This is a genomic window from Chryseobacterium sp. FW101-FHT12H09 (assembly GCF_058790395.1).
In genome coordinates, this window is sequence record NZ_JBYTCP010000003.1 from 663,528 (window position 1) to 686,548 (window position 23,021).

A 23,021-nucleotide genomic window follows, 5' to 3' on the forward strand; every position below is an offset into this window, starting at 1 on the left:
AATTTAATAAGAAGAATCAACATTAATTTCAATATAACCATGAGAAGAAAATTATTATTTGGTGAGCGTATGATACTAGGAGATGGAACCGAGGCTTTTAATGGCATCATTCCGTTCAGACTAAAAGGTACTTTCACATTGGAAGAGATCCAACAGGCTTTGGTTCAGCTTCAAAATAAACATCCATGGCTTAGAGCACACGTCATCCACGATGAAGAAAATATTCCCTGGTTTGAAGTCCCTGAAAAGGTTGTACCCATTCCTATAAGGGAAGTTCCCCGAACAGGAGAAGACGATTGGCAGGAAGAATCTATGAAAGAATGGTATATGCCTTTTGATCATAAAAAATTACCTCTGATAAGATTTGTATGGATTAAAGGAGAAGAACTTTCAGATATGTTTTTCTCGTTTCACCATTGTTTATGTGATGGTGGTTCGGCAATGACCCTTTTGTATGAATTTTTACAGGTATTAGATAATCCATCTGCTGATATTGGTATTGAGAAACCTATCCTTGGAATTCAGGATATCGTTCCGGCAGCTATTTTAAACAGTCGCAGACAAAAGCTGAAAGTAAAATTTATAGGCCGGGTGGCATCTACTATAATCAAATACGCTCCTTTGGGCAAAAAACCAATTGAAAGGCAAAAGGACTATATGATCCATTGGAAATCTGATCGTGAATTCACACAACAACTGATCTCTTACTGCAAATCGAATGGTTTTACAGTTAATACTTTTTTATGTGCAATAGTCCTTAGGGCATTTAAAAAAATAAGAGGAAAAACGGCATTAAATAAAATTTGTTGTCCTGTAGATATAAGACGTCTTACACCTCAAATTAAACATGACCATATTTTTGCTTTTGGGTTGATGGTTGAAGTTTCTATCAATGAGAAAATGGATTTTATAGATAACGTACGTCAGATGCAAAAGACCGTAAAACGTAAGACTGCCAAACTTGATCCTTACAATAAGATGATGGTGATAGAGTCCTGGCACTATGCTTTGGATGATTTCACAAAAATATTAAGGAATGGTAAGTCAACCAATGACTGTATGCTCTCCAATCTGGGGCTTATTCAGGTTCCTAATGATTATAGGAAATTTACTCTGGATACCGTTTTCAGCCCTTCCGCTCTTGGTCCTTTGGGTCAAACCACAGGATTTGTAGTTTCAACATTCAATGGAGAAATGGATTTTACTTTCATTGGAAGTGAGGGATATTTAAAATATTCGGAGGCATTAGCGATTCGTGAGGAAATCATAGAATCCATTAAACAACAAATGGAATATATAGCAGTATCATGATCAAACGAAAATTAATGATGGTAGAAAGAATCATGTATGTTGATTCCAAGACACCTTTAAACTGTGTATTTACCGCAAAAATAAATGGAGTACTTCGAGAAGCAGACTTTATAACAGCTTTAGAAAAAATTCAGCGGAAGCATTCTTTACTTAGATCCAGGATTGATATCGATAGTGAACAGTATCCTTTTTTTATAGAAGAGAAAGAGATGACCGCCATTCCTATTCGTACAGTGCAGCGGCAAACTGATGAAGATTGGTTGCTGGAATCCGAAAAAGAGTGGTTCCGCATGTTTGAAGATCATAAGAAACCACTGGCTCAGCTGGTATGGGTTAGAGGGGAGGCTGTCTCTGAAATTCTTTGGGTATTACCTCACTGTATTTGCGATGGAACATCACTTGTAACCCTGATGCGGGAACTTCTCTGTCTGTTGGATAATCCCTCTCTGGAATTGGATTCTTATCAGGCATTTAGCTCCGTCAATGATTTTCTTCCTGCCGGGTTTAATACAAAAAAAAAGGTGCGCAAAGCAAGGTTCTTTTTGCTGATGGCCAGACTCTTTTTTCTGATGCAGCGGAAAAGTAAAAAAAGAAATCTTGGGAAAAACTATGTCATCCATTGGAAATTGAATCCAGAAATAACCACGCAGATTACCAATACCTGTAAATCTCATGGTGTTTCTGTACACTCTCTATTATGTGCTTCATTCATGCAGGCATTTCAGGAAATACAGGGATCTCAGGCTAAACGAAAAGTGATCAGCCCTGTGGATGTCCGTCATTTTATTCCGGAAATTAAGCAGGATCATGTATTTGCTTTTGCCCCGACAGTAGAGCTTTCTTTAAAAAAAGGCAATCACGGCTTGTTTGATCACGCCGCACAAATTAAAAAAGAGCTCCTTGAGAAAATACAGAAAATAGAGGCGCGGGAACTTTTATGGATGGGTGAACAGATGCATCCTATCGTTGAGCGTATGATCAAAGTGCTAAAATCAAGCAATGGCGGACATGATATTACCTTGTCCAATATGGGTAAAATTGATATCCCGGATAAATACCGGAATTTTAGGCTGGAAACAATTATAAGTCCCACAGTTGCTTTTCCCTGGTTGAATTCGAATACCCTGGTTACAACTACCTACAACCAACAAATGGACTTTACCATGATGTCGAATGAAGATTTTCTTTCCCAGCAGAAAGCCACCGAAATTAAAGATAAAGCTCTTGAATTACTAACTGTATCTTTGCAGAATTAATCATGAAACCTGATCCATCTAAAGAAATAAAAAAGAAAACTACCCTTAAACGCTTTTTAATAAAGCGAACCCTTTATTATGTCCTTCCCAATATGATTTTTAATTTTATTGTTGCTTATGCAAGCTTCAGGGAGCTGGGTTATACTCATTTCTTTGCAGGAACACAAAATCTGGCGAGGCTTACTTTGCCAATGGCCATATTTTTACCCGTCATTCTCACCATTGATATTATCAAAAGAGTGACTGTTGCTGCCGAAGAAGGATCTATTGAGTTTATGATCGATGATAATCTCAATACAAAAAGATTAATGACCAAATTGAGCATTTTACACGGTGTTGTTAGTGGTTTATTGGTGCTATTCATGTTGTTTTTAGCACAATATAACTTATCAGAGTATTATAAATTAGATGCTACTGCAATGGCCATTCTTGTTGGTGTACTCGCTGGTTTACTGTCTGTATTGTCTGTTTATCTGCCGGTTAGACACTTAAGAAAATACTTTTATAAACCGATCTCAACCAATGAGTCTATTCACTGAGTCATTTTGCGGCTTTTTTTATATTATTAAGTAATTACTGATTTCGTCAGAATATAATTTTTAGAGGCTAATAATTGTTAGCACCTTACAGGGAAATATTTTCCGAACTTTTTAATTAAATTAAATTTAATATTATAAATTTGTCTTTCTAACACATCAGAAAATATGAAAAATTTATTTTATCAATCCCTTGGGACAGGTCTCTCTGAGGCTATTCCTTTGTATCAACCGCCTCTTTTTCAAAACCATACTAAGTTTTCACCTTTTTTAATATAAAGCGATCTAAGTAATTTGGCATGAACTCTGTTGCTACAGAGTTGAATGTTGTACATCATATAGCCTGTATTTCAAAAATAAATATCAAAAAAAAGTGTTACTTTTGCTTTAGGGACGAAGTTTTCCAGATTATTTCATCCCTGAATTGTGAGGACACCATATTATAAAATGTTAAAAATCAATCCAATGAGGAAAATAATTTTACTATTTACTTGTCTGTTCGGTATTTCAAGCTTCGCACAAATTAAAGTGTTGAAAAATGAAAGTTTAGTGGAAATAGGTAAAGATAATTCTGTTGGCTTATATAAAAAGGAAGATAAATTTACGGTTAATTATCAGGATCTTAACACCAGTAATCTCAATACCTTCAGGTCTTTCTCTTTCCAAAATATGAATGGAGATGTAACAGATCTTTATAAGCTGATTACAGATGGGTTCATATCTCTTCCTGAGAGCAATATTACTTTAGAACTTCCTAACGATATTATAGAGCTTCATTATGAAAAAAATTATGGCCAGCCTACTGTTCAGTTTATCCAGTATATCAATAAGAACAGAAAGTATGTTGGAAAATCTCAATTTTTAAATAAAAAGCAGGTAGATAAGATCTTTGGAAAAACAAGTGGAAAATCAGCTCTGTATGATAAATCAGCTGGCATGAATAATACCCATATCAACAAACAGGAAAATTCAGCCTCAACTAATAATTCAGGCAATAAAAATAAAAAATCCAGAAAATAATTATTATTTTTACAATATAACTGAACTCATTCACAGGAATGAGTTTTTTTATTTTTATTTTTGCAAAAAGATCATTACATCATATGTCGCTTCAAATAATCAATTTAACCAAAAAATTTGGTGAGCAAACTGCTCTTAACGATATTAATATCACCATTGATAAAAATGAGATCATAGGTCTTCTGGGACCAAACGGTGCAGGAAAATCAACTTTAATGAAATCTATTGTAGGGGCACTAAAGATTGATGAAGGGCAGATAATTTTTAATGATAAAAACATTTCAGAACACGAAATAGAAAGCAAGAAAAACATTGGATTTCTTCCTGAAAACAATCCTCTTTATCTGGAAATGTATGTGAAAGAATACCTGCAGTTTGTCGCTAATATTCATAAAATATCTGAAAGCCGGGTTAATGAAGTGATAGAGCTTGTAGGAATTACACCTGAAAAGTCTAAAAAAATAAGTCAGCTTTCAAAGGGGTATAAACAGAGAGTCGGTTTAGCACAAGCTATTATCCATCAGCCAGATCTGCTAATTTTAGATGAACCTACCAATGGTCTGGATCCTAATCAGATCATCGAAATCAGAAATGTAGTAAAAGAAATTGGCAAAGAAAAGACTGTTCTTCTCTCTACGCACATTATGCAGGAAGTTGAAGCCTTATGTTCACGTGTCATTCTTATCCATAAAGGAAACATTCTTCAGGATTGCCCGATCGATGAATTTAAGGGGAAATTTGCCAGTCTGGAAGAGGCTTTTGCCAGCTATACATCGACTTTACCGCTATCTTAAATGGCTTTATATTTGATTAGGTTCAGGTAATCTAATTTTAAAACCTATTTGCCATGATCAAAAAAATTTTAATGGGCACGTTTTTTATAGCCCTATTTTCTACCGTTAATGCTAATAGCCTTAGCGAAAATCCGATTATACAATCCAAAAGCAGTTCAGCCTATTTTCAGCAGGTTCCTAAAACAGTTATTATTAAAACTAAGAAGTTTAAAGTACGAATTGATTTACAGCCGAATGGAAAATACCTTTATCAGGCTTGGGGTGCCAATTCAAAAATAACCTCGAAACCGAATATGATCATCAGCGATGGTGAATTAGTTCCAGATGGTTCCGGAGGAAACTATTACTATGACTTTACAAATAAAGGGTATCATTACCAGATTTGGAGAAATTATCTTACCGATTCAGCGAAAAAAGCACCTTACACACTTGTTGTAAGTGATGAAAACGGTAATACTGTGGTAGAACAAGATGGACAAGTCGTTAAAAAATAAAATAAAAACTCTCACTATCAAGGTGAGAGTTTTATTTTATGCTCCCAGCTGTTTAAGCTGTGTATAGAAATTACTATCTGCAAAACTATCTTTTGCTGCATTATAGCCTATATTAAAGATCTCTTCTAAGCGATCTTTTTTTCTTTCAAAAGTTCCATAGCTAGAGAGTTCCTGTGATGAAATAAACCAGTCACAGTAACCAAATTTTCCTTTTTCAATTCTATAAGAAAGAAGATCATAAGAACGGGAAACAATGGCTTTGATCGATTTTAAATCTTTAATATCGATCTCATGAGGCGGAGATACAAAAACTCCAATTAATTTATCACACTCCTCTCTGATGATATCTGCCGGAAAATTATTTAACACCCCCCCATCACAGAACATTTCTTCACCAATGATATAAGGGGTTGTAATCCCTGGAATTGAACATGAAGCAATGATAGCGTCTGTCACCATAAAGTTGTCATCAAATATCTTCTCTGTCCCCGATACCAATTCTGTGGCAACGATTTTTACTTCTTTATCCAAATCTCCTAATTTCATATCATGAAAGATCGGTTTCAGATAATTTGTAAAAATAATAGAAGAAACTAATCCAGGTTGATTGAAGGCAAAATGCTTCCAGTTGAAGAAATAAACTGAGTTGAAGAATTCCAGAATTTCTTCCGGTGTTTTACCTACAGCATATAAACATCCTACAATAGAACCGGCACTGCAACAAGACAGTACATCAATATCAATATTCTTTTCAATTAAGAATTTTAAAACTCCGGCATGTGCAATACCCTTGGTACCACCTCCTGATAAAACAAGCCCTACTTTCTCAAGATTCATAGAATAAAATTAAGAAAACAGGGCGAGAAAAACAGATTATTTTTTATAAATATGCCAATTTTAAAATTATTTTAATAAAAACTCCTGCATAAATCTTATGGTCGCAAGACGTTGGAAATCTATATTTTCCTTTTTCCGAAAGCCGTGACCTTCGTTTTTAGCTTCCAGATACCACACTGTTTTCCCCTGAGCTTTCAGTTTATCTCTCATCTGTTTGGCCTCTGAAACGGGGACTCTCGGATCATTGGTACCCTGAATAATAAACATCGGCTTTTTGATTTTGTCAATATTGTTCAGAGGGGCAATTTTTGTAAAGAATTCAGCCATTTTGGGAATTCTTTCGTCCCCATACTCTACTCTCCGTAGATCCCTTCTATATTCTTCTGTATTTTTCAAGAAAGTATTAAAATCGGAAATCCCTACAACATCTACAGAACATCGGATTTTATCTGCATATTCATAAGCAGTAGCCAATGTCATAAATCCACCATAACTGCCTCCCATAATCATTATCCTGTCTTTATCCAGTTCGGGTTGTTTTGCAATCCAGTCTAATAAGGCACCAATATCTTTAACAGAGTTCATTCTTAAATCCCAGTTATCAGCAGCTATAAATGTTTTTCCATATCCTGAAGAACCTCTTACATTTGGAAGGATCATTGCGATACCCATTTCATTGGTGAAATAATTACCTGAACCTAATGATGACGCCATAGATTGGCTTTCAGGACCACCGTGTATGGAAATAATAACAGGCCTTTTACCTGTAAACTTTGATGAAGCAGGATAATAAAATCCAGTAATCCGGGTATGATCAAAACTCTTCCATTCTATTAATTTTGGAACGGACATATCTGCAGGCTGCATCTCTCCCTGCTCACTTTCTGTCCACCTTTCAATATTTCGTGAAGCCAGATCGAGTTTATAAATATCTGTTCCGCTATTGGCTGCTGACTGTGAAAAATAAAGTGACTTACTATCACCTGTGAATTTTGTTCCTCCGATCAGACCCATAGGAATCTTATTGATTGGAGTATACTGGTTGGTATTTGTATCCAAAAGATACATTTTATTAATTCCATTTTCATTGGTTACAAAAATCAATTTAGATTTATCTTTTGATACTTCATAACTTTCAACATTCCAAGGAATTGAACTCGTTAAATAGTTGATCTTTTTTGTTTTTAAATTTAAAAAAGCCAATCTATTAAATTCATTGTCTCTGTCTGTTGTATACCATATTTCATCTGGAGTTTTTCCAAAAGAAGCTCCGGTCTGTACCACTCCTTTTTCTTTTCTATCTGTAATAGATTCAAGATTTTTAGTTTCCAGATCATAGATGTACAGATAAGAATCATTAGCTGAAATATGTTCATCAAGGAGTATTTTTTTTCCATCATCTGAAACATCATTAATTCCCCAGCCACCACCTTTTACCTCTAGGATTAGTTGTGTATTTTCCGGATGCAAAGGATCCATATAATAAATATCTCTATCCCCACCATTTCTCTTTGTTGATGTAAAAAAGAATCCTGATCCATCTTTTTTCCAATTAATACCACTGTTCTGGCTTCTTCCGCCATCGGTAAGTAATTTAGATTCGTATGTTTTTAGATCCAGCTTATACAGCTGTCCAAATTCATTCCCTCCGGCATCCCTTATGTAGATCAGATATTCTCCTTTTACCGGTTCATAACTTGCAATATTCACTGGTTCATCAAAAAAAGTAATCTGTTTCCTATCTCCCATGGGGCTGGAAATTTTATGAAGCTGATTAGTTGATGCAAAACGGGTTGTTGCGATCAATTCTTTGCCATTTGGATGAACATCGGCTAATCCAGCATTTCTGGTTTCAGAATATTTTTTAATTGCCTGGGCTAAAGCTTTTGGAATAGGTAAAATATTTTCTGCAATAAGGTTTTCATTAGGGCTTACCAGCTCATTTTTTTCTTGTGCTGAAAGAACCATCCCAGCCATAGAAAGAGCAATCATGATATATTTATTCTTCATATTTAATTTTTTACTGAAATTAAATAATTTTCAACAAAAAACCACAGATAAAATCTGTGGCTATATACTTTCTTAAATTAGAATTAAGATTTATCAATTTTAGAATCATACAATCGAAAAAGCTCAACATAATCTGCCTCAGTTTTCGCTCCTTTCAATTTTTCTTCCAAATCCGGATAAGCCTTAAGCATTTTTCTAAATGCCCCTTTAAAATCATTAAAAAATCCTGAATACAATACATTCTTATCCTTATCAATAATATATCCTTTGATTTCAAGCTGAACACGAAGTGCCGGATTACGATAATCTTTATACCAATTTATATTTCTACCTTCATACATAATTTCAATTAAACCTTTTTCTTTCGGCAACCTTTCTGCGGATTCGAAATACTCATGTTTTACATTATTTTCATCCGTAATTTTAATGTACTTTACATCAGTCGGCTCTACCCAGGTCTCATTTCCTTTATCATCTTTCATTTTCATTTTAAATAAAATCGTAGCAAAATAATATTTCTTATTTGTGAATCTACCTACATTTCTGATGGTAGCTTTGATCGTATCATTAGAGTTTTTTAAAATATATTCCACCGGGAAAAAACCTTTATTTTCCTTCTCCTGAGAAAATATAATCAGCGAAAACAAAGAAAAAAATAAAATTAATGTATTTTTCATAATTAAAAAATTAAAAAAAAGCCCAGACAAAATCTGAGCTTTATTATATTATCTGGTAATATTCTATTTTATAAATTAAATGTGAATTACTTCACCATAAGCAGCAGCAGCAGCTTCCATGATAGCTTCAGAAACTGTTGGGTGTGGGTGGATAGATTTGATGATCTCATGACCTGTAGTCTCTAGTTTTCTAGCGACAACAGCTTCAGCAACCATATCTGTTACTCCTTCACCGATCATATGACATCCTAACCATTCTCCATATTTAGCATCAAAAATAACTTTGATAAATCCATCAGTATTTCCGTTTGCGGTTGCTTTACCACTTGCAGAAAGAGGGAATTTACCAACTTTGATCTCATATCCTTTTTCTTTAGCCTGCTTTTCCGTAAGACCTACAGAAGCAACTTCAGGGTGGCAATAGGTACATCCAGGGATATTACCGTAGTCAATTTTCTCTACGTGCATTCCTTTGATCTTCTCAACACAAGTGATTCCTTCAGCTGAAGCAACGTGAGCTAAAGCCTGAGTTGGGATAAGATCTCCAATTGCGTAATATCCAGGAACAGATGTTTCGTACCATTCGTTTACTAAAACTCTCCCTTTATCAGTCTGGATTCCTACTTCTTCTAAACCGATATTTTCAATGTTAGCAGCAATACCTACCGCTGAAAGTAAAATATCCGCTTCAAGAGTAATGTTTCCATTAGCTGTTTTTACGTTTGCTTTAACACCTTCTCCGCTAGTATCTACACTTTCTACAGAAGCATTCGTCATAATTTCAATTCCTGATTTTTTCAGAGATTTTTCTAAGTGTTTAGAAATTTCTTCATCTTCAACCGGAACGATATTTGGCATAAATTCAACAACAGTTACTTTTGTTCCCATTGTATTATAGAAGTCAGCAAATTCTACTCCAATAGCTCCAGAACCCACAACGATCATAGATTTTGGCTGCTCAGGAAGTGCCAATGCCTGTCTGTATCCGATTACTTTTTTACCATCCTGAGGTAAGTTTGGTAATTCTCTTGAACGTGCACCTGTTGCAATAATGATATTGTTTCCAGCATATTCAGTTACTTTACCATCTTTATCTGTAACAGAAACTTTTTTATCTTTTAAAACTTTAGCCGTACCAAGAATAACATCAATTTTATTCTTTTTCATCAGGAACTCAATTCCTTTGCTCATTTTGTTAGCAACACCACGGCTTCTTTGAATTACATTTGGAAACTCAAAACTTGCTTCCACTTTGTTCAAACCATAATCTTCTGCATGATTGATATAATGAAAAACCTGAGCAGATTTCAATAAAGCTTTAGTTGGTATACATCCCCAGTTAAGACAAATTCCTCCTAAGTTTTCTTTTTCGATAATTGCAGTTTTGAAACCCAATTGTGCCGCTCTAATCGCTGTAACATATCCACCAGGACCACTTCCGATGACAATAATATCGTAATTCATTAGCTTAAAATTTTTATGCGAATTTAAGGAAAAAATATTGGATGTAACGTATTTATGAAACTTCATATTTTGTAGAAGATATAGACTATTTATATACTTATTACCGCATAAATAATACATAATCAGCTAAAAAAGAAGGGTGTTTTTAGATAACATTTCCTCCACATCCCCTTATTAATAAAAAATAATCATCATTTTTTTCAACAACTAGTATATTTTTTTTATTTTTATAAAAAAAAACAATGAAAAATTATTATTTGGTTATTTTATTATGCAGCGTATTCGCAAATGCACAAGTCGGTATTGGTACAACAAATCCCAACAGTACATTAACAGTCAATGGCTCTTTAGAAGCGGATTACAAGGAGATTACAGCAGCTACTTATGCTATAACATCTACGGATCATTATCTGACTTACAATGGAACAGCTCTTACTACGTTTACACTTCCTGTAATAGGAACAGGTACTACAAGCTATACCGGAAGAATTTACAAGATAAAAAATGTATCTTCATTTAATATTACTATTCAAGCCTCCAGTGGAAATACACTAAGAGCAGATAACACACCAGTTCCAACTTTTACAGTTCCACCAGGAGCTTATGCTGAAATTGTTAATAATATTAATACGACGGGTGGAACATGGGATTTATCTTTTTCTGCTTTACCAAAGCCAGGAAACGTTGAAGTTTATGGTACCTCTTTATCTATTCCTCCTCATGGTGCAGGTACTGCCCCTGTTGCTGACTGGACCAACCATACGAATGCAACATTCGATACAGGTTCAGGTACAGACAGATGGTGGGTAATCAGCAAAACTTCTTTTGCTTATGCCCATACGGCGAATTTTGCTAACACCAGCAGAATGACCCTTGTTTATGAATATCAGGGAACTCCTTTCAATATTACCAATATGTTTCCTATCTTAACGGCTGGTAATAATTCCAGTTTTCCAGACGTATTCACTGCATCGTTTGTAAGTCTTGCGAATAACGGGACTGCCGGAAGAACCAGAATTACAGTATCTGTTGCCCGTATTGATTTTACCGGTGCCAATGGTTCAAATAATAGTAACTGGACGGGGACTTTTATGCTTAATTTATTGTTAGCAAGAAGAGTATTCTAAAAATTACCACAATATAACTATCTATAAAAAGAGCAGGAAATACCTGCTCTTTTTACATTTCAATGCTATTAATATTTTCAAGTAATCTAAATGATTACATTTTTTTCAGTAATTTTTTTTCGTTTCGATATTTCCAATTTAAAGCCTTTAATTGGTCTCGTTTCATCTTTTTGGTCGCTAGTGGATGATTCAAAATAAGTTTCTTTTCTCGATTGTATCGTTTATCCAGCTCACGTGATTTCATATTAACCAGTTCACTTTTCGAAGGATGCGGCGGAGGTGTTGGATGTCTTTGTGCTGAAACATTCATCGATAGGCCTACTAATAATAGTGTTGATATAAATAACTTATTCATGATATTTACTTTTATGAATGGCTTTAACAAAATGATTACGATTAATTAAATTCATTCAGGTTTACAGTCAATCTTACATATATCGTACCAGCATTTTTGCAGCAATTTATTGAACTTCAATATTCTGCTTTAAAGGCAGGTTTTTGGAAGAATTTCCGACCATAATTCGGTATGTTCCCCGTTCCACAGTCCAATTCATTTTTTCATCTAAAAATTTCAACTCTTTAATAGGAAGTTCTATGGTCACCTGCTTTGATTCTCCCGGTTTTAGATATACTTTCTGAAAACCCTTCAACTCGATCACTGGTCTAGAGACTGAGGCTAATACATCTTTTACGTAGAGTTGAACCACCTCACTTCCATTTGTTGATCCCGTATTTTTAACATTAACTTTAGCAATCACGGTTTCATTTTCAGTGTACTTTATTTTATCCAATTTTAAATCCGAAATTTCAAAAGTTGTATAGCTTAATCCAAATCCAAAAGGATATAAAGGTTCACCACTTAGGTCATAGTAATCATTTCCTCTTCCGGTTGGATGGTGATTATAACTTAACGGAAGCTGACCTTCTTCAACAGGAAAAGTAATGGGTAATTTTCCAGATGGGCTTTCTATTCCGAAGAGCACTTTTGCAATTGCATTTCCACCTTGCTCTCCTGGATACCAAACATCTAAAATCGCTCCTACCTCATCTTTCCAACTGGTTGTTTTTATAGCGGAACCACCTATTAAAACTACTGTCGTAGGTTTATTTAATTTTGAAACTCTATGAATAAACTCTTCTTGATTTCCGGGAAGACTTAAAGAAGAACGGTCTTGAAATTCACCTTCATGAATTCCGGCTGTAATAATAATATGATCTACCTCTTCAGCAAGCTTTAAAGCTTCATCAAAATCCTTTTGGCCATCAGGTATTCCATAGTTCCATATCAGCTCTATATGAGCTTCGCCTCTGTTTTCCCTAAATTCTATCTTTAAATCATACTCTTTATTTTTAGTAAAATTAACCTCAGCAGTTTGAGTTGAATAGCTAAGTTTTTCCCAACGATCAACAATCATTTTTCCATCCAAAAACAATCTGAATCCATCATTTCCCTGCAAGCCCAATTGGTACTTCCCTGACTCCGGAGCTTTTAATTTCCCGATCCACTGCACACTGTAATTATCCGGCTGTAGCTTTTCCTGATCCGGCGAATATAAGGTCCATTTAAAACTCAATTGTTCATCCTGTCTTTCAAAAGCAGGTTTTCCTTTCAGATCACTATTTGAAAAATAGCTCCCTTTTAATCCTTGCTTATTGTCAAACAACAAAAATTCACCAGGAACTGTCTTTAATTTTTTTAAATTCCAGTCAATCCCTTTTGAATAAACAATATCAACATTTTTATTTTTACAAAATTTTTTGATTCCTTCCAATATACTCACTTTGCTTTTTCCTGGCCCGGAATATCCACCTAATCTTGCATCAGCAGCATCCGCTCCAACAATAAGGATCTTTTTCATATGCTCAGATACAGGAAGGGTATTTTCTCTGTTTTGAAGGAGAACAAACGATTCAATTGCCGCTCTTTCCGCTAACTTTGAATGGTCAATTTTCTTCAAATCTTCAATATCCTTATCTGACACATATGGATTGTCAAATAATCCCAATTCAAACTTCGCTCTTAAAACCCTTGAAACGGCGTCATCAATTCTTTCTCCTGAAATCCTGCCGTCTAAAAATGGTGGAATAAACAGTTTATAGTGTTTGTAATCTGTTTGAAAAATAACATCTAAACCGGAATTAATTGCCTGCGCAGAAGCATCATCATAATCTTTTGCTGTAAAATGCAAGACATTCGCTCCACCTACAGCACTTGCATCACTAATCACGAAGCCTTTGAAATTCCAGTCTTTTTTCAATTTTTCAGTTAGTAACCAATGGTTGGCTGTGGATGGTCTTCCATCAAGTAAATTATAAGAGGTCATTACAGATCTGCTTTTTCCTTCTATAAATACTTTATGAAAAGGAATTAAGTGAGTTTCTTCCAAATACCGCTTACTCCAATGAATCGGATAAGAATCTCTCCCACCTTCACCTACGTTGGCGAGGAAATGTTTTGGTGTGGTAATGATTCCAAGATTTTCGAATGAACTGACAAAATTCACTCCCATCACAGAAATTAAAAAAGGATCTTCACCATAGGTTTCTTCCGTTCTTCCCCATCGCACGTCACTGGCAATATTGACTACCGGGGTTAAAATCTGACGGATTCCCCGTAATTTTGATTCTTTAGCAATAGCTGTTGAAACATCTTTCATTAATGAAGGGTTAAATGATGCAGAGAGGGCAATTGCCTGTGGAAAAGCTGTTGCGCCTTCACGCATTAAACCATGCAGGGCTTCATCAAAAGGAATAATGGGAATTCCCAATCTTGATTCTTCAATAAAATATTTCTGGATCCTATTGATTTTCTTTGCCAGCCTCTCTCCATCTTCGTTTGCATTATATTTTAGCATTTGCCCGGCTACTCCATCACCTTGATTTCCAGCACTCACCTGTAGTCCAAAGATTCCGTGCTGATATTGTTTTTTTGGAATACCATCAAGATCTCCGGGAATCATGAAACATTGCCAGAACTTCTCTTCAGGAGTCATTCTTTTTAATAAATCCAGTACTCTTAGCTCAACTGGTTGTTTAGAATCTTTATATAAAGGTTTTTGTGCAGAAACGACAGTCATATTCAGAAACAAGGCCACTCCAATCAACTGATTACGATACGACTTCATTACTGAATTATTTGAATTACTGTTGCATACTTCAACTGTTTTCTTTCATCAGGAACTTGAACATCAATTCTATTCCCCTGTTGTTTCCATTTAATTTTAGATGAAATTCCTAAAATCTTTATTGATTTCGGTTTAAAGTTTTCAGGAATTGTAAAGTTCAAATCTGAAGGTGAGGAATAATCGGATTTTTCCTGAATATGGAAAATATTCAGCATTTTTCCGTCTTTACTTTTAGTGTAATAAAAATCTCCTTCATGATAAGGCGCGACACTTCTTGTTGCAAACACCGCAGACTGATTTTTCTCCATCCATCCGGAAATTTCCTTTAGTCTTTCATACACAACTGCATCATAATCACCATTTGGACCTGGAGCAATATTCATCAGATAGTTTCCACCTCTTGAAATAATTTTAATTAAAGTTTCAATAATCTTTTGAGACGATTTATAATGATCGTTAGGAACATACGAAAAGGAATCTCCCATTGTGATGCAGCTTTCCCACGGAATTGACAGTGGTTGCTCAGGAACTGCCTGCTCTGGAGTAATATAGTTTTCCCATCTTCCAGGAACAGTTCTATCTACGATGATAATTCCCGGCTGATTTTTCCGGGCCATATTCCCAATCTTATCCATATCAATATCCTGTTCTACCTTAATGGTTCTCTGCCATTCTACATGAGGATCAATCGTATTAAAAGGTCGAACCCAGCCTCCATCCAGCCAAATAATATCTATTTTCCCATAGTTTGAAGTGAGTTCATTAAGCTGATTAAATGTGAATGTCTTAAAGTTCTCCCATCTTTCAGGATATTTTTTCGGATCGTAGTTTACATTTCTGTCTTTAGGTGGAAAATAAGACCACCAATAATCATTAGAGTGCCAGTCGGGTTTTGAGAAATAGGCACCAATCTTAAAACCATCTTTTCGAAACGTATTAAAAATCTCTTTTGCAATATCTGCTTTGGGATTCCTAGAAAAAGGTGTCTTTGGAGAAGTAATTTTATAATCTGATTCCCTGGTATCAAACATGGCAAAACCATCGTGATGCTTCGTTGTAAAAACAACATATTTCATTCCCGCCTTTTTCGTAGCATCAGCCCATTTTTGGGGATTAAATTGAGTCGGATTAAAAGTAGTCTGCAGGTTTTCATAATTCTTTACGTATTCATTGTATGTTTTCCCATGCTCGGACTTACGTTGAGTCCATGATTCATCTTCAGGACATAAACTCCAGCTTTCAACCACTCCCCATTGGCTGTAGGTTCCCCAATGCATAAAAAGTCCGAATTTTAAATCCTGCCAGTCTTCCAGGTTTTTCACAACTAAAGGATCAGTAGGCTTTTCATAACCTTTTGAAACATTATGTGCCTGTGAAAAAAAGGTTGCAGAAAGAAAAAATGATGCAAGAAAAAAGGTTTTAGTTTTTTGTTGGATGAGCATAGAGAAATACTTTTCGCTAAAGTAATAATCCTGTTATGAATTCGCAAAAAATAGTTTTTTACTCAAATTGCTGATTACTTAACAACAGATCATTCAGATTTATCTACAGATCTGTGATCGTTTTTAGTTCCCACAGACTTCACAGATCTTTTCATTTTTATCGGAGATAAAAACCTTGAGCTTTAAAAACTCAATACTTAAAAAAACTTAGCGCCTTTGCGTTTAACTATTCTTCAGCTGCTTTAATGCAAAGTTTTATAATGATGCTGTTTAATTTAAGTTAGCAAAGAATAGCTTCGCTTAAGAAGCTTCTGGGGAAAATATAAAAATCTTTGATTTTTCAAGAACTTATGTGATCTTCTTATACGGTATGTATCAAACCTAAAATAACTAAAGTGTCTAAAAACTTTTGTGTCTTTTGTGGTTTAAATTAAATTTTGTAATGTAACATCAATATCCGGAAAAGAAAACCGGAAATTATTTTTCACCAATATTTCTGGATATACATTTCTGCTTTTTAGTAAAAGTTCTGTTTCTGTTCTCAAAAATATAGATGCAATTTCTAATTGCCAGATCGGAGCATTCATTCCAAAAGGCATTCTTAATCGAGCTCTTAACTTCTTCATCAATTCTTCATTGGATAGAGGATTCGGTGCTGTTACATTAATTGGACCTGAAATATTTTCATTTTCAATGATCCATTCTACTGCACGACAGAAATCATCTACATGAATCCAACTGACATTTTGATTTCCATTTCCCTGTTTACCTCCTAAGCCCAATTTCGTGATCTGACGAAGTTTTGGAAAAGCACCTCCATTTTTCCCTAATACAATAGAAGTTCGTAAAGCCACTTTTCTTACCTCATCATGTCCAACTTTGAAAAATTCTTTTTCCCAGCTTTTACAGATATTCATTGAAAAATCATCGCCAATAATTCCATTTTCTTCTGTATTCAAATGCTTTTCTGAATGCACATAAATGGTAGCTGAACTTGCATTGAGCCAAACTTTAGGCTTGTTAATACAGTTATCAATGGCTTGCTGAAGCACTTTTGTACTTTCAATTCTTGACGTATAAATTTCTTTTTTATTTTCATCAGTATACCTGCAGTCAACGGATTTCCCTGTAAGATTGATTAAAACATCAGAATCTTCAAGGAAATCTTTCCATTTATCTAATGTTTGGGCATCCCAATATACTTCGTTTTTGCGTTTCGGATTTCTGGTTAAAATATAAACCTGATTTCCTTTTTCTATAAAATATCTTTCTAGGTTTCTTCCAAGAAAGCCGGTTCCAGCAGCTATAATTATTTTCATGATTATTGGGTTTAAGGTTTAAGGTTTAAGGTTTAAGGTTTAAGGTTTAAGTAAAATACTTTCTTAGGAAACTTAAACCTAATTAAATGATATATTTTTTTACTTTGACTTCAATTTCAGAGCCTTCGGCAAGCATTACGGATATGGGTTCCTGATCATTTAAAAACTCAAAATCCTTTCCATAGATACTACGAAACTCAATGTCCAGTTGATAGCTTTTTACAGGATAATACTCCCATTTTGGATGGCAAACCTCATATTCAGATGTTTTACTATCTCTTTTGGTAAAGCCATAATAATGTTCGGTAATGAATTCAAACTCTGAGTTACTTTCCATTGGTAATGCTTCACTATCTGCTATCACCTCGATAGAATGCCAGCCTTTATCTTTCCATGAATATTGAACTTTCAGTTCACTATCTTCTTGATGAATCAAGTTTTTCATCGGCATTGTTTTGTAATTCTCTTTGTAAAAAGAATTGGCTATAAAACTTAATGCCCATTTCGGAACAATCTCTTTAATGAAAACAACTCCTCTTTTCCAGGTGTTCTTTTCTTTTTTCTTTACATAAAAACGAAGATTTACTTCTTCAAAATCCCGGTAAAAAGGGATTGACATTCCCAGTAATTTTGTATTTAAAAACATAAAGCCCACTACACTTACATAACATTTTCCATTATAAAAATCGAGTTCGGTACCTTGTGGAAGGTATTTTTCCAGAATTTCCGGACTTACTTCATAATTGATGATGGCTAATTTGCGCCATTCGGCTTTTAGAAAGTTCATGATTCAGCTGCTTTTTTAATGGTTGCATTTCTTTCCAGCAAAAAGCCTTTAAGATAATTTTTAAGGAAAAATGTATTAAACAATTTTCCGACAATGTTAAATGGAGATTCAAACTCGAAAATATCTGTCATTATTGTATTTTTACCTTCTTGTTTAAACAAATGCTGGTGTTTTAAAGATTTAAAGGTTCCTTTCAACATAATATCTGTAAACTCATAAGGTTTTTCCATGCTGCTTATCTTTGAGGTATGCGTTTGATAGAATCCTAAATGTTTTGCTCTCCAGGTTACCGTTTCATTCAATTCTATTAATCCACTTGTACGTCCTGCAATAGCTTTTTCCTTAGTTTTGAATGTTGACTTCTGGTGTAAATCAATATCTCTCGCCAGATCAAAAACTACATCAATATCAGCTTTAATAATCGTTTCTAAACAAATTCTACACATACCAGTAAATTAAAGTAATTAAAACTATTGTTCTGTAGATAATCCAGCTTATTGTTGGAAGAAAATTTAATCTTAAAATTTTGCATCTTCTTACATGCTCAAAAAGCATGATAGAAACGATCATTCCAAAATAAATAATATAGAAAACAGAATTGAAATTGGTAAATAAAACAGGTATTAAAAGTAGCGTTCCAATCAATGACACGGTCATCATATTCCCCAGGTAATCCCAGATCTTATCTTTCAAATACTTTTTTAAAAATAGGGTTTGCCATGCAATTTGTCCTAAACAAACTATAAATTCCCTAAGAAAATTATGACCTAAATTCAAATTAAACTTACCTGTGTACAGACTCAAAATATATGCTGAGAAAAATACAACAAAAACCATGTATGTCAACCTGTATTTTAAATTAAAATCCGGAATACAAGATTGATCTGAATAGTCTTTTTTTGATGGAATAATCTGCTTTCTATTGTAAGAAACAAAAGAATATAATTTTTTAAAAAACCAATACAAAGATTTTATTCTCGCTATTTTCTCCAATACCGGAAATGAATTTCCAATGATTAAAAGTAAACTGTCCAAACCATAAACAACTTCATTCTTATTGTGATCAACTAAAGCGATTTCATTTTTTGCACGGTTAAAATCTACAATTGATTTGTTTTTAAAAGTCATTTCACTAAATGCTTCTCTTCCATTTTCATCAAGCATTCCACATTTTGTAAACCCTTTTGAATAGATATTGCACATAGGACATTCATTGTCGTAGATGAGGGTGTGGTTTTTTAGCGTTTTCATTTTGTATGTTTTAAAGATTGGTATATTTTGTAAGTCTCATAAGTGTATAAAAATGCTAACACCGGACTGTATATAAGAGCAGCTATCAGAATGAATCCAAAAAAATTTGTAACATCATTATCATTTGGATTTAATCCTACTACAGCAACAGAGAGCCAAACAGGAATTATGCCTATTCCGTAAACAATATAGACTATTGATTTTTTCTTTTGCTGAAGAGCTTTTATGAAAAAGCTTATTAACTGTGGGATTCCCACTATGAAATAGAATAAAATAAATCCTACTCCTAAAAATACACCTATAAAAGCCGCTGTGATTCCCATTATTAAACAAGATAATTGAATATAGTAGTCATAGGTTATCCATTTTTCCATGTCAATCAGTTTTTAAAAGTTATTCTTTTTCTTCTTCCGAAATAAAAGATCAGAAATAAATGAATGATTAAATTTTTCATAATTATTATATTTTCAATAATTTTTGAAAGTTAATTTGAAATAAAAAAGGATTTTGAATCCTTTCCGTGCTATAAATTATTCTTTTTTAGATAGCCTGATATTTTATCATATAGATGGAAATGACAAGTTCCATCAATAATTGTATCATATTTCCCTTTGTATTCAAAAATATAAATCCCTGTAGTTGTACATCCACCATTTTGGGGTATCTGACGTATCCTGTTTTCAATATCGATGAAGTAGGCGAGTTCTTTTTTATCTATTTTCTTTGACCTTTGACCTCTCCAAACAAAATAATCATTCCCTTTATTTTCAAGGACCACAGAATCCGCATTATGATGAAAACAGCCCTTAGATTGATAAATTAGTTTTACATTACTATCTTTCAAGCTTTCAAATGCTAAATTTGCAATCTTTTTAATTGACTTATCAGGATTAATACTTATTCTATAATTTTTCGACTCAGCAACAACCTGTTCTTCATTTATTTTATCTCCAAAAAGATTGGTGTACACAAATGTATATTTTCCTTTATCAATACTATCAATTTCAATTCTCTGATCTAGGCTCGGAGTATATTCATCCGGCTTTAAACTCCTAAAAACCTTATTATTTCTCAGAATAGTAATTTCAAAGAGATCATAAAACCTTTTATCTGATTTGTCTACACTCTCTATGTTTATATCAAAACTCGCATACACCTTTTTTTGACAGCTCATCATACTCGCTAATAAAAATAATAGAATAAACTTTTTCATTCTCTTTGCTACTTCAATAAGTTCGTAATCTTTCCTACCAACCAGTGATCATCACTCTTAATCGCCAGATCCATAATGTTATTGATCTTTCCAGTCACTGAGCTAAAGTCCTGCATTAATTTAATAAACTCCTTAGCTTCGTCTGAATCATTATCTTCAATGTTTTTCAACTCTTCTAAAAAAGAAATGACAGGTGCAATTTCTCTCTTTCTGCGCTCCTTAGTAATTTGCTTAAATAAAAACCAAACATCCTTTTCTGCGATGAAATATTCCTTTCTGTCTCCTTTCACTAATTCTTTCTTTACAATCCCCCAATCCATTAAAGCCCGTAAATTCATATTAGCATTTCCTCTTGAAATTTCAAGCTGCTCCATTACCTCATCTGTAGATAACGGTTTCCCACTTGCCAGAAGCAAAGCATGAACCTGTGCCATAGTACGGTTGATCCCCCAATTGGTAGCAAACGTTCCCCATGTCTGAATGTATTTTTCTTTAGCTTCTGAAAGTTTCATTTTGTTTTCTTTTGAATTTCTATTACAAATGTAATAATAATTTTCGAACTTTCAATAATTATTGAAAGTTAAATTTTTTATTTTTTAATATATATTTTCCTAATAATATTCCCATTTCAAATTTAACTTTTCACGCTGTAACAAATCTCTTATAACAACGACTATTAAATAATAATCTTTATAGTAATGAAATATAACAAAATTGCATCATTACTTTTTGTTTTGTCTGCAGGAAGTATGATGTTCGCACAAGATGACTTGATCAACAAGTTAAAAAACAATCAATCTCAAAATGCCAATTTTAAATTTACCACTCTAAAAGATGTTGGTGCTACTTCGGTAAAAAATCAGGGTTCTTCAGGAACATGTTGGAGCTATTCAGGAAATTCTTTCCTGGAATCTGAAATGCAGCGTATGGGTAAAAAACCTGTTGACCTTGCAGAGATTTTTACGGCGAGAAATTCTTATCACGACAAAGCAAAATTATATGTACTAAATAGCGGAGCAATCAGTTGGGGTGATGGTGGAGAATTACATGATGTAATCAACATGTACAAAAAGTATGGAGCTGTTCCTCAGGATGTTTATACAGGATTAAGACCTGGGCAGACTACCAATAATTTTAAAGAAATGCAGGATAAAATAAAACCTGTATTAGACAGTTTGGTTCAGGCAGCTACAAAAGGCAAACTTTCTGATAACTGGATGTCTTCGGTAGATGCTATACTCGATGAATACTTAGGAAAAGTTCCAACAAACTTTACGTATAATGGGAAATCATATACTCCAAAAACATTCGCTAATGAAGTAGTAGGAATCAATGCTGAAGATTATGTAGAATTATCATCATACAAAGATTATCCATATTTTCAGAAATTCGTAAATCCAATTCCTGATAACTGGAGCCATGATTCTGACTGGAACGTTCCAATGACAGATATCACAGCTATTGTTGATAATGCAATATCTAAAGGATATTCTATTGGTTGGGCAACTGATGTTTCCGAGCCTTATTTCTCATACAAAAACGGAGTGGCTTATGTTCCGGATGTTAATTTGGATCAAATTACTCCTGAAGTAAAAAAAGAATTATTCACTGAGCCTAAAAAAGACAAAACGATCACAGAAGACATGCGTCAAAATGCGCTTAATAATCTTTCTACTACGGATGATCATGGTATGCACATTGTGGGATTGGCAAAAGATCAGAGTGGAAAAGAATATTATATGGTTAAGAACTCTTGGGGTGTAACCAATGATTTTGAAGGATATATTTATGTAACAAGACCTTATGTTGAATATAAATCAACTGCTATTTTGGTACATAAAAATGCAATTCCAAAAAGTATCTTAAAGCAATTAAAGCCTACCAAAAATATTGGTTTATAAGAGTCACTATTGTCATTTGATATGACAATTTTAGATATTTAAATCTGTTAAAAAGCTGCTCTAAGAATTTTTAGAGCAGTTTTGTTTTTTACGAAATGCTAATACACTGATTCCAATAAGATGTTTGTATTCTAAAGACGTATCATTAATTTAAACAGAAAACATCAAAATACATAAAATTAACTCCCTGTTATAAGAATTAAAACACTAACAATGATTTGAAGTGAAACCAAAAATATTATATTTGTGATCAATCAACAAATCAAAAAATATGAAAAATTCAAAAAAATTAACAAAGTCAGAATTAAAAGGAATTAATGGCGGAAATGCTCCTGAATGTCCAGTTGGATCAATAGCATGTTATCATCGGCCTCAGAATGGCATTCCCAGCTATTGGACTTGTGAATTAAGTAGTGTTGGGTGCAAAAGTTAGAACCTATTAAAAACCCGCTTTCAG

The 23,021-nt window shown here is 33.9% G+C and carries 23 protein-coding genes; 9 read left to right on the top strand and 14 right to left on the bottom strand.

Annotation, left to right across the window (positions count from 1 at the left end):
• Nucleotides 1–39: 39 nt before the first annotated feature.
• The 6 genes from AC3WRL_RS13760 (at nt 40) to AC3WRL_RS13785 (ending at nt 5,411) form a co-directional block, all read left to right on the top strand.
• A complete protein-coding gene (locus AC3WRL_RS13760; protein ID WP_492330536.1) occupies nt 40–1,311 on the top strand; it encodes a condensation domain-containing protein in 1,272 nt (423 codons plus the stop codon).
• Nucleotides 1,308–2,567, top strand: a complete 1,260-nt coding sequence (locus AC3WRL_RS13765) for a condensation domain-containing protein (RefSeq protein ID WP_492330537.1) — start codon at nt 1,308–1,310, stop codon at nt 2,565–2,567. Before AC3WRL_RS13760 ends, AC3WRL_RS13765 begins: the two co-directional genes overlap by 4 nt.
• A gap of 2 nt (nt 2,568–2,569) precedes the next feature.
• Complete coding sequence (locus AC3WRL_RS13770; RefSeq protein ID WP_492330538.1) at nt 2,570–3,106, top strand: hypothetical protein; 537 nt, start codon at nt 2,570–2,572, stop codon at nt 3,104–3,106.
• A gap of 462 nt (nt 3,107–3,568) precedes the next feature.
• The gene (locus AC3WRL_RS13775) at nt 3,569–4,123 is read left to right on the top strand and encodes a hypothetical protein (protein ID WP_214831615.1); all 555 of its coding nucleotides are present in this window, start codon (nt 3,569–3,571) and stop codon (nt 4,121–4,123) included.
• Nucleotides 4,124–4,206: 83 nt separating this feature from the next.
• The gene (locus tag AC3WRL_RS13780) at nt 4,207–4,917 is read left to right on the top strand and encodes an ABC transporter ATP-binding protein (protein WP_261512676.1); all 711 of its coding nucleotides are present in this window, start codon (nt 4,207–4,209) and stop codon (nt 4,915–4,917) included.
• Between the two features lie 53 nt (nt 4,918–4,970).
• Nucleotides 4,971–5,411 carry a hypothetical protein gene (locus tag AC3WRL_RS13785; RefSeq protein ID WP_261512677.1) on the top strand — a complete coding sequence of 147 codons (441 nt, stop codon included), beginning with the start codon at nt 4,971–4,973 and terminating at the stop codon, nt 5,409–5,411.
• A 36-nt stretch (nt 5,412–5,447) separates the two neighbouring features.
• On the opposite strand, the gene AC3WRL_RS13790 is transcribed toward AC3WRL_RS13785, so the two are convergent.
• The 4 genes from AC3WRL_RS13790 to lpdA form a co-directional block, all read right to left on the bottom strand.
• Complete coding sequence (locus AC3WRL_RS13790) at nt 5,448–6,248, bottom strand: patatin-like phospholipase family protein (RefSeq protein ID WP_214831618.1); 801 nt, start codon at nt 6,246–6,248, stop codon at nt 5,448–5,450.
• Nucleotides 6,249–6,314: 66 nt separating this feature from the next.
• Nucleotides 6,315–8,258, bottom strand: coding sequence for a S9 family peptidase (locus tag AC3WRL_RS13795; RefSeq protein WP_261512678.1), 1,944 nt, complete (start codon nt 8,256–8,258; stop codon nt 6,315–6,317).
• Between the two features lie 83 nt (nt 8,259–8,341).
• A complete protein-coding gene (locus AC3WRL_RS13800; RefSeq protein ID WP_492330539.1) occupies nt 8,342–8,935 on the bottom strand; it encodes a hypothetical protein in 594 nt (197 codons plus the stop codon).
• Between the two features lie 75 nt (nt 8,936–9,010).
• Nucleotides 9,011–10,399, bottom strand: a complete 1,389-nt coding sequence (gene lpdA / locus AC3WRL_RS13805) for a dihydrolipoyl dehydrogenase (RefSeq protein WP_214831621.1) — start codon at nt 10,397–10,399, stop codon at nt 9,011–9,013.
• A gap of 242 nt (nt 10,400–10,641) precedes the next feature.
• Here lpdA and AC3WRL_RS13810 point away from each other — a divergent pair, with 242 nt between their 5' ends.
• On the top strand, nt 10,642–11,526 hold the full coding sequence (locus AC3WRL_RS13810; protein ID WP_492330540.1) for a hypothetical protein: 885 nt from the start codon (nt 10,642–10,644) through the stop codon (nt 11,524–11,526).
• A gap of 94 nt (nt 11,527–11,620) precedes the next feature.
• Here the strand turns inward: AC3WRL_RS13810 and AC3WRL_RS13815 are convergent, their stop codons facing one another.
• The 10 genes from AC3WRL_RS13815 to AC3WRL_RS13860 all read right to left on the bottom strand — a co-directional run bounded on the left by AC3WRL_RS13815 (nt 11,621) and on the right by AC3WRL_RS13860 (nt 21,175).
• Nucleotides 11,621–11,881: a hypothetical protein gene (locus AC3WRL_RS13815; protein WP_214831623.1), complete on the bottom strand. Its 261-nt coding sequence runs from the start codon at nt 11,879–11,881 to the stop codon at nt 11,621–11,623.
• A 106-nt stretch (nt 11,882–11,987) separates the two neighbouring features.
• The gene (locus AC3WRL_RS13820; RefSeq protein ID WP_492330541.1) at nt 11,988–14,651 is read right to left on the bottom strand and encodes a beta-glucosidase; all 2,664 of its coding nucleotides are present in this window, start codon (nt 14,649–14,651) and stop codon (nt 11,988–11,990) included.
• Nucleotides 14,651–16,093: an alpha-L-fucosidase gene (locus AC3WRL_RS13825; protein ID WP_492330542.1), complete on the bottom strand. Its 1,443-nt coding sequence runs from the start codon at nt 16,091–16,093 to the stop codon at nt 14,651–14,653. The genes AC3WRL_RS13820 and AC3WRL_RS13825 overlap by 1 nt, the downstream gene beginning before the upstream one ends.
• Nucleotides 16,094–16,518: 425 nt before the next feature.
• Nucleotides 16,519–17,412 (bottom strand): TIGR01777 family oxidoreductase, encoded by an 894-nt coding sequence (locus AC3WRL_RS13830; protein ID WP_315941769.1) that lies wholly within the window; start codon nt 17,410–17,412, stop codon nt 16,519–16,521.
• 82 nt (nt 17,413–17,494) lie between these two features.
• Entirely contained in the window at nt 17,495–18,199 is a 705-nt protein-coding gene (locus AC3WRL_RS13835) for a YqjF family protein (protein ID WP_261512682.1), read from the bottom strand.
• Nucleotides 18,196–18,645: an SRPBCC family protein gene (locus AC3WRL_RS13840; protein WP_492330543.1), complete on the bottom strand. Its 450-nt coding sequence runs from the start codon at nt 18,643–18,645 to the stop codon at nt 18,196–18,198. Before AC3WRL_RS13840 ends, AC3WRL_RS13835 begins: the two co-directional genes overlap by 4 nt.
• Complete coding sequence (locus tag AC3WRL_RS13845) at nt 18,638–19,450, bottom strand: hypothetical protein (RefSeq protein ID WP_261512684.1); 813 nt, start codon at nt 19,448–19,450, stop codon at nt 18,638–18,640. The genes AC3WRL_RS13840 and AC3WRL_RS13845 overlap by 8 nt, the downstream gene beginning before the upstream one ends.
• The gene (locus tag AC3WRL_RS13850; RefSeq protein WP_214831629.1) at nt 19,447–19,824 is read right to left on the bottom strand and encodes a hypothetical protein; all 378 of its coding nucleotides are present in this window, start codon (nt 19,822–19,824) and stop codon (nt 19,447–19,449) included. Before AC3WRL_RS13850 ends, AC3WRL_RS13845 begins: the two co-directional genes overlap by 4 nt.
• 149 nt (nt 19,825–19,973) lie before the next feature.
• Nucleotides 19,974–20,663 carry a hypothetical protein gene (locus AC3WRL_RS13855; RefSeq protein WP_214831630.1) on the bottom strand — a complete coding sequence of 230 codons (690 nt, stop codon included), beginning with the start codon at nt 20,661–20,663 and terminating at the stop codon, nt 19,974–19,976.
• A gap of 8 nt (nt 20,664–20,671) precedes the next feature.
• Nucleotides 20,672–21,175 carry a GbsR/MarR family transcriptional regulator gene (locus AC3WRL_RS13860; RefSeq protein ID WP_492330544.1) on the bottom strand — a complete coding sequence of 168 codons (504 nt, stop codon included), beginning with the start codon at nt 21,173–21,175 and terminating at the stop codon, nt 20,672–20,674.
• A 186-nt stretch (nt 21,176–21,361) separates the two neighbouring features.
• Here AC3WRL_RS13860 and AC3WRL_RS13865 point away from each other — a divergent pair, with 186 nt between their 5' ends.
• Both AC3WRL_RS13865 and AC3WRL_RS13870 read left to right on the top strand, forming a co-directional pair.
• Complete coding sequence (locus AC3WRL_RS13865; protein WP_214831632.1) at nt 21,362–22,564, top strand: C1 family peptidase; 1,203 nt, start codon at nt 21,362–21,364, stop codon at nt 22,562–22,564.
• A gap of 271 nt (nt 22,565–22,835) precedes the next feature.
• On the top strand, nt 22,836–22,997 hold the full coding sequence (locus tag AC3WRL_RS13870) for a bacteriocin-like protein (protein WP_449243641.1): 162 nt from the start codon (nt 22,836–22,838) through the stop codon (nt 22,995–22,997).
• The last annotated feature ends 24 nt before the right edge of the window (nt 22,998–23,021 follow it).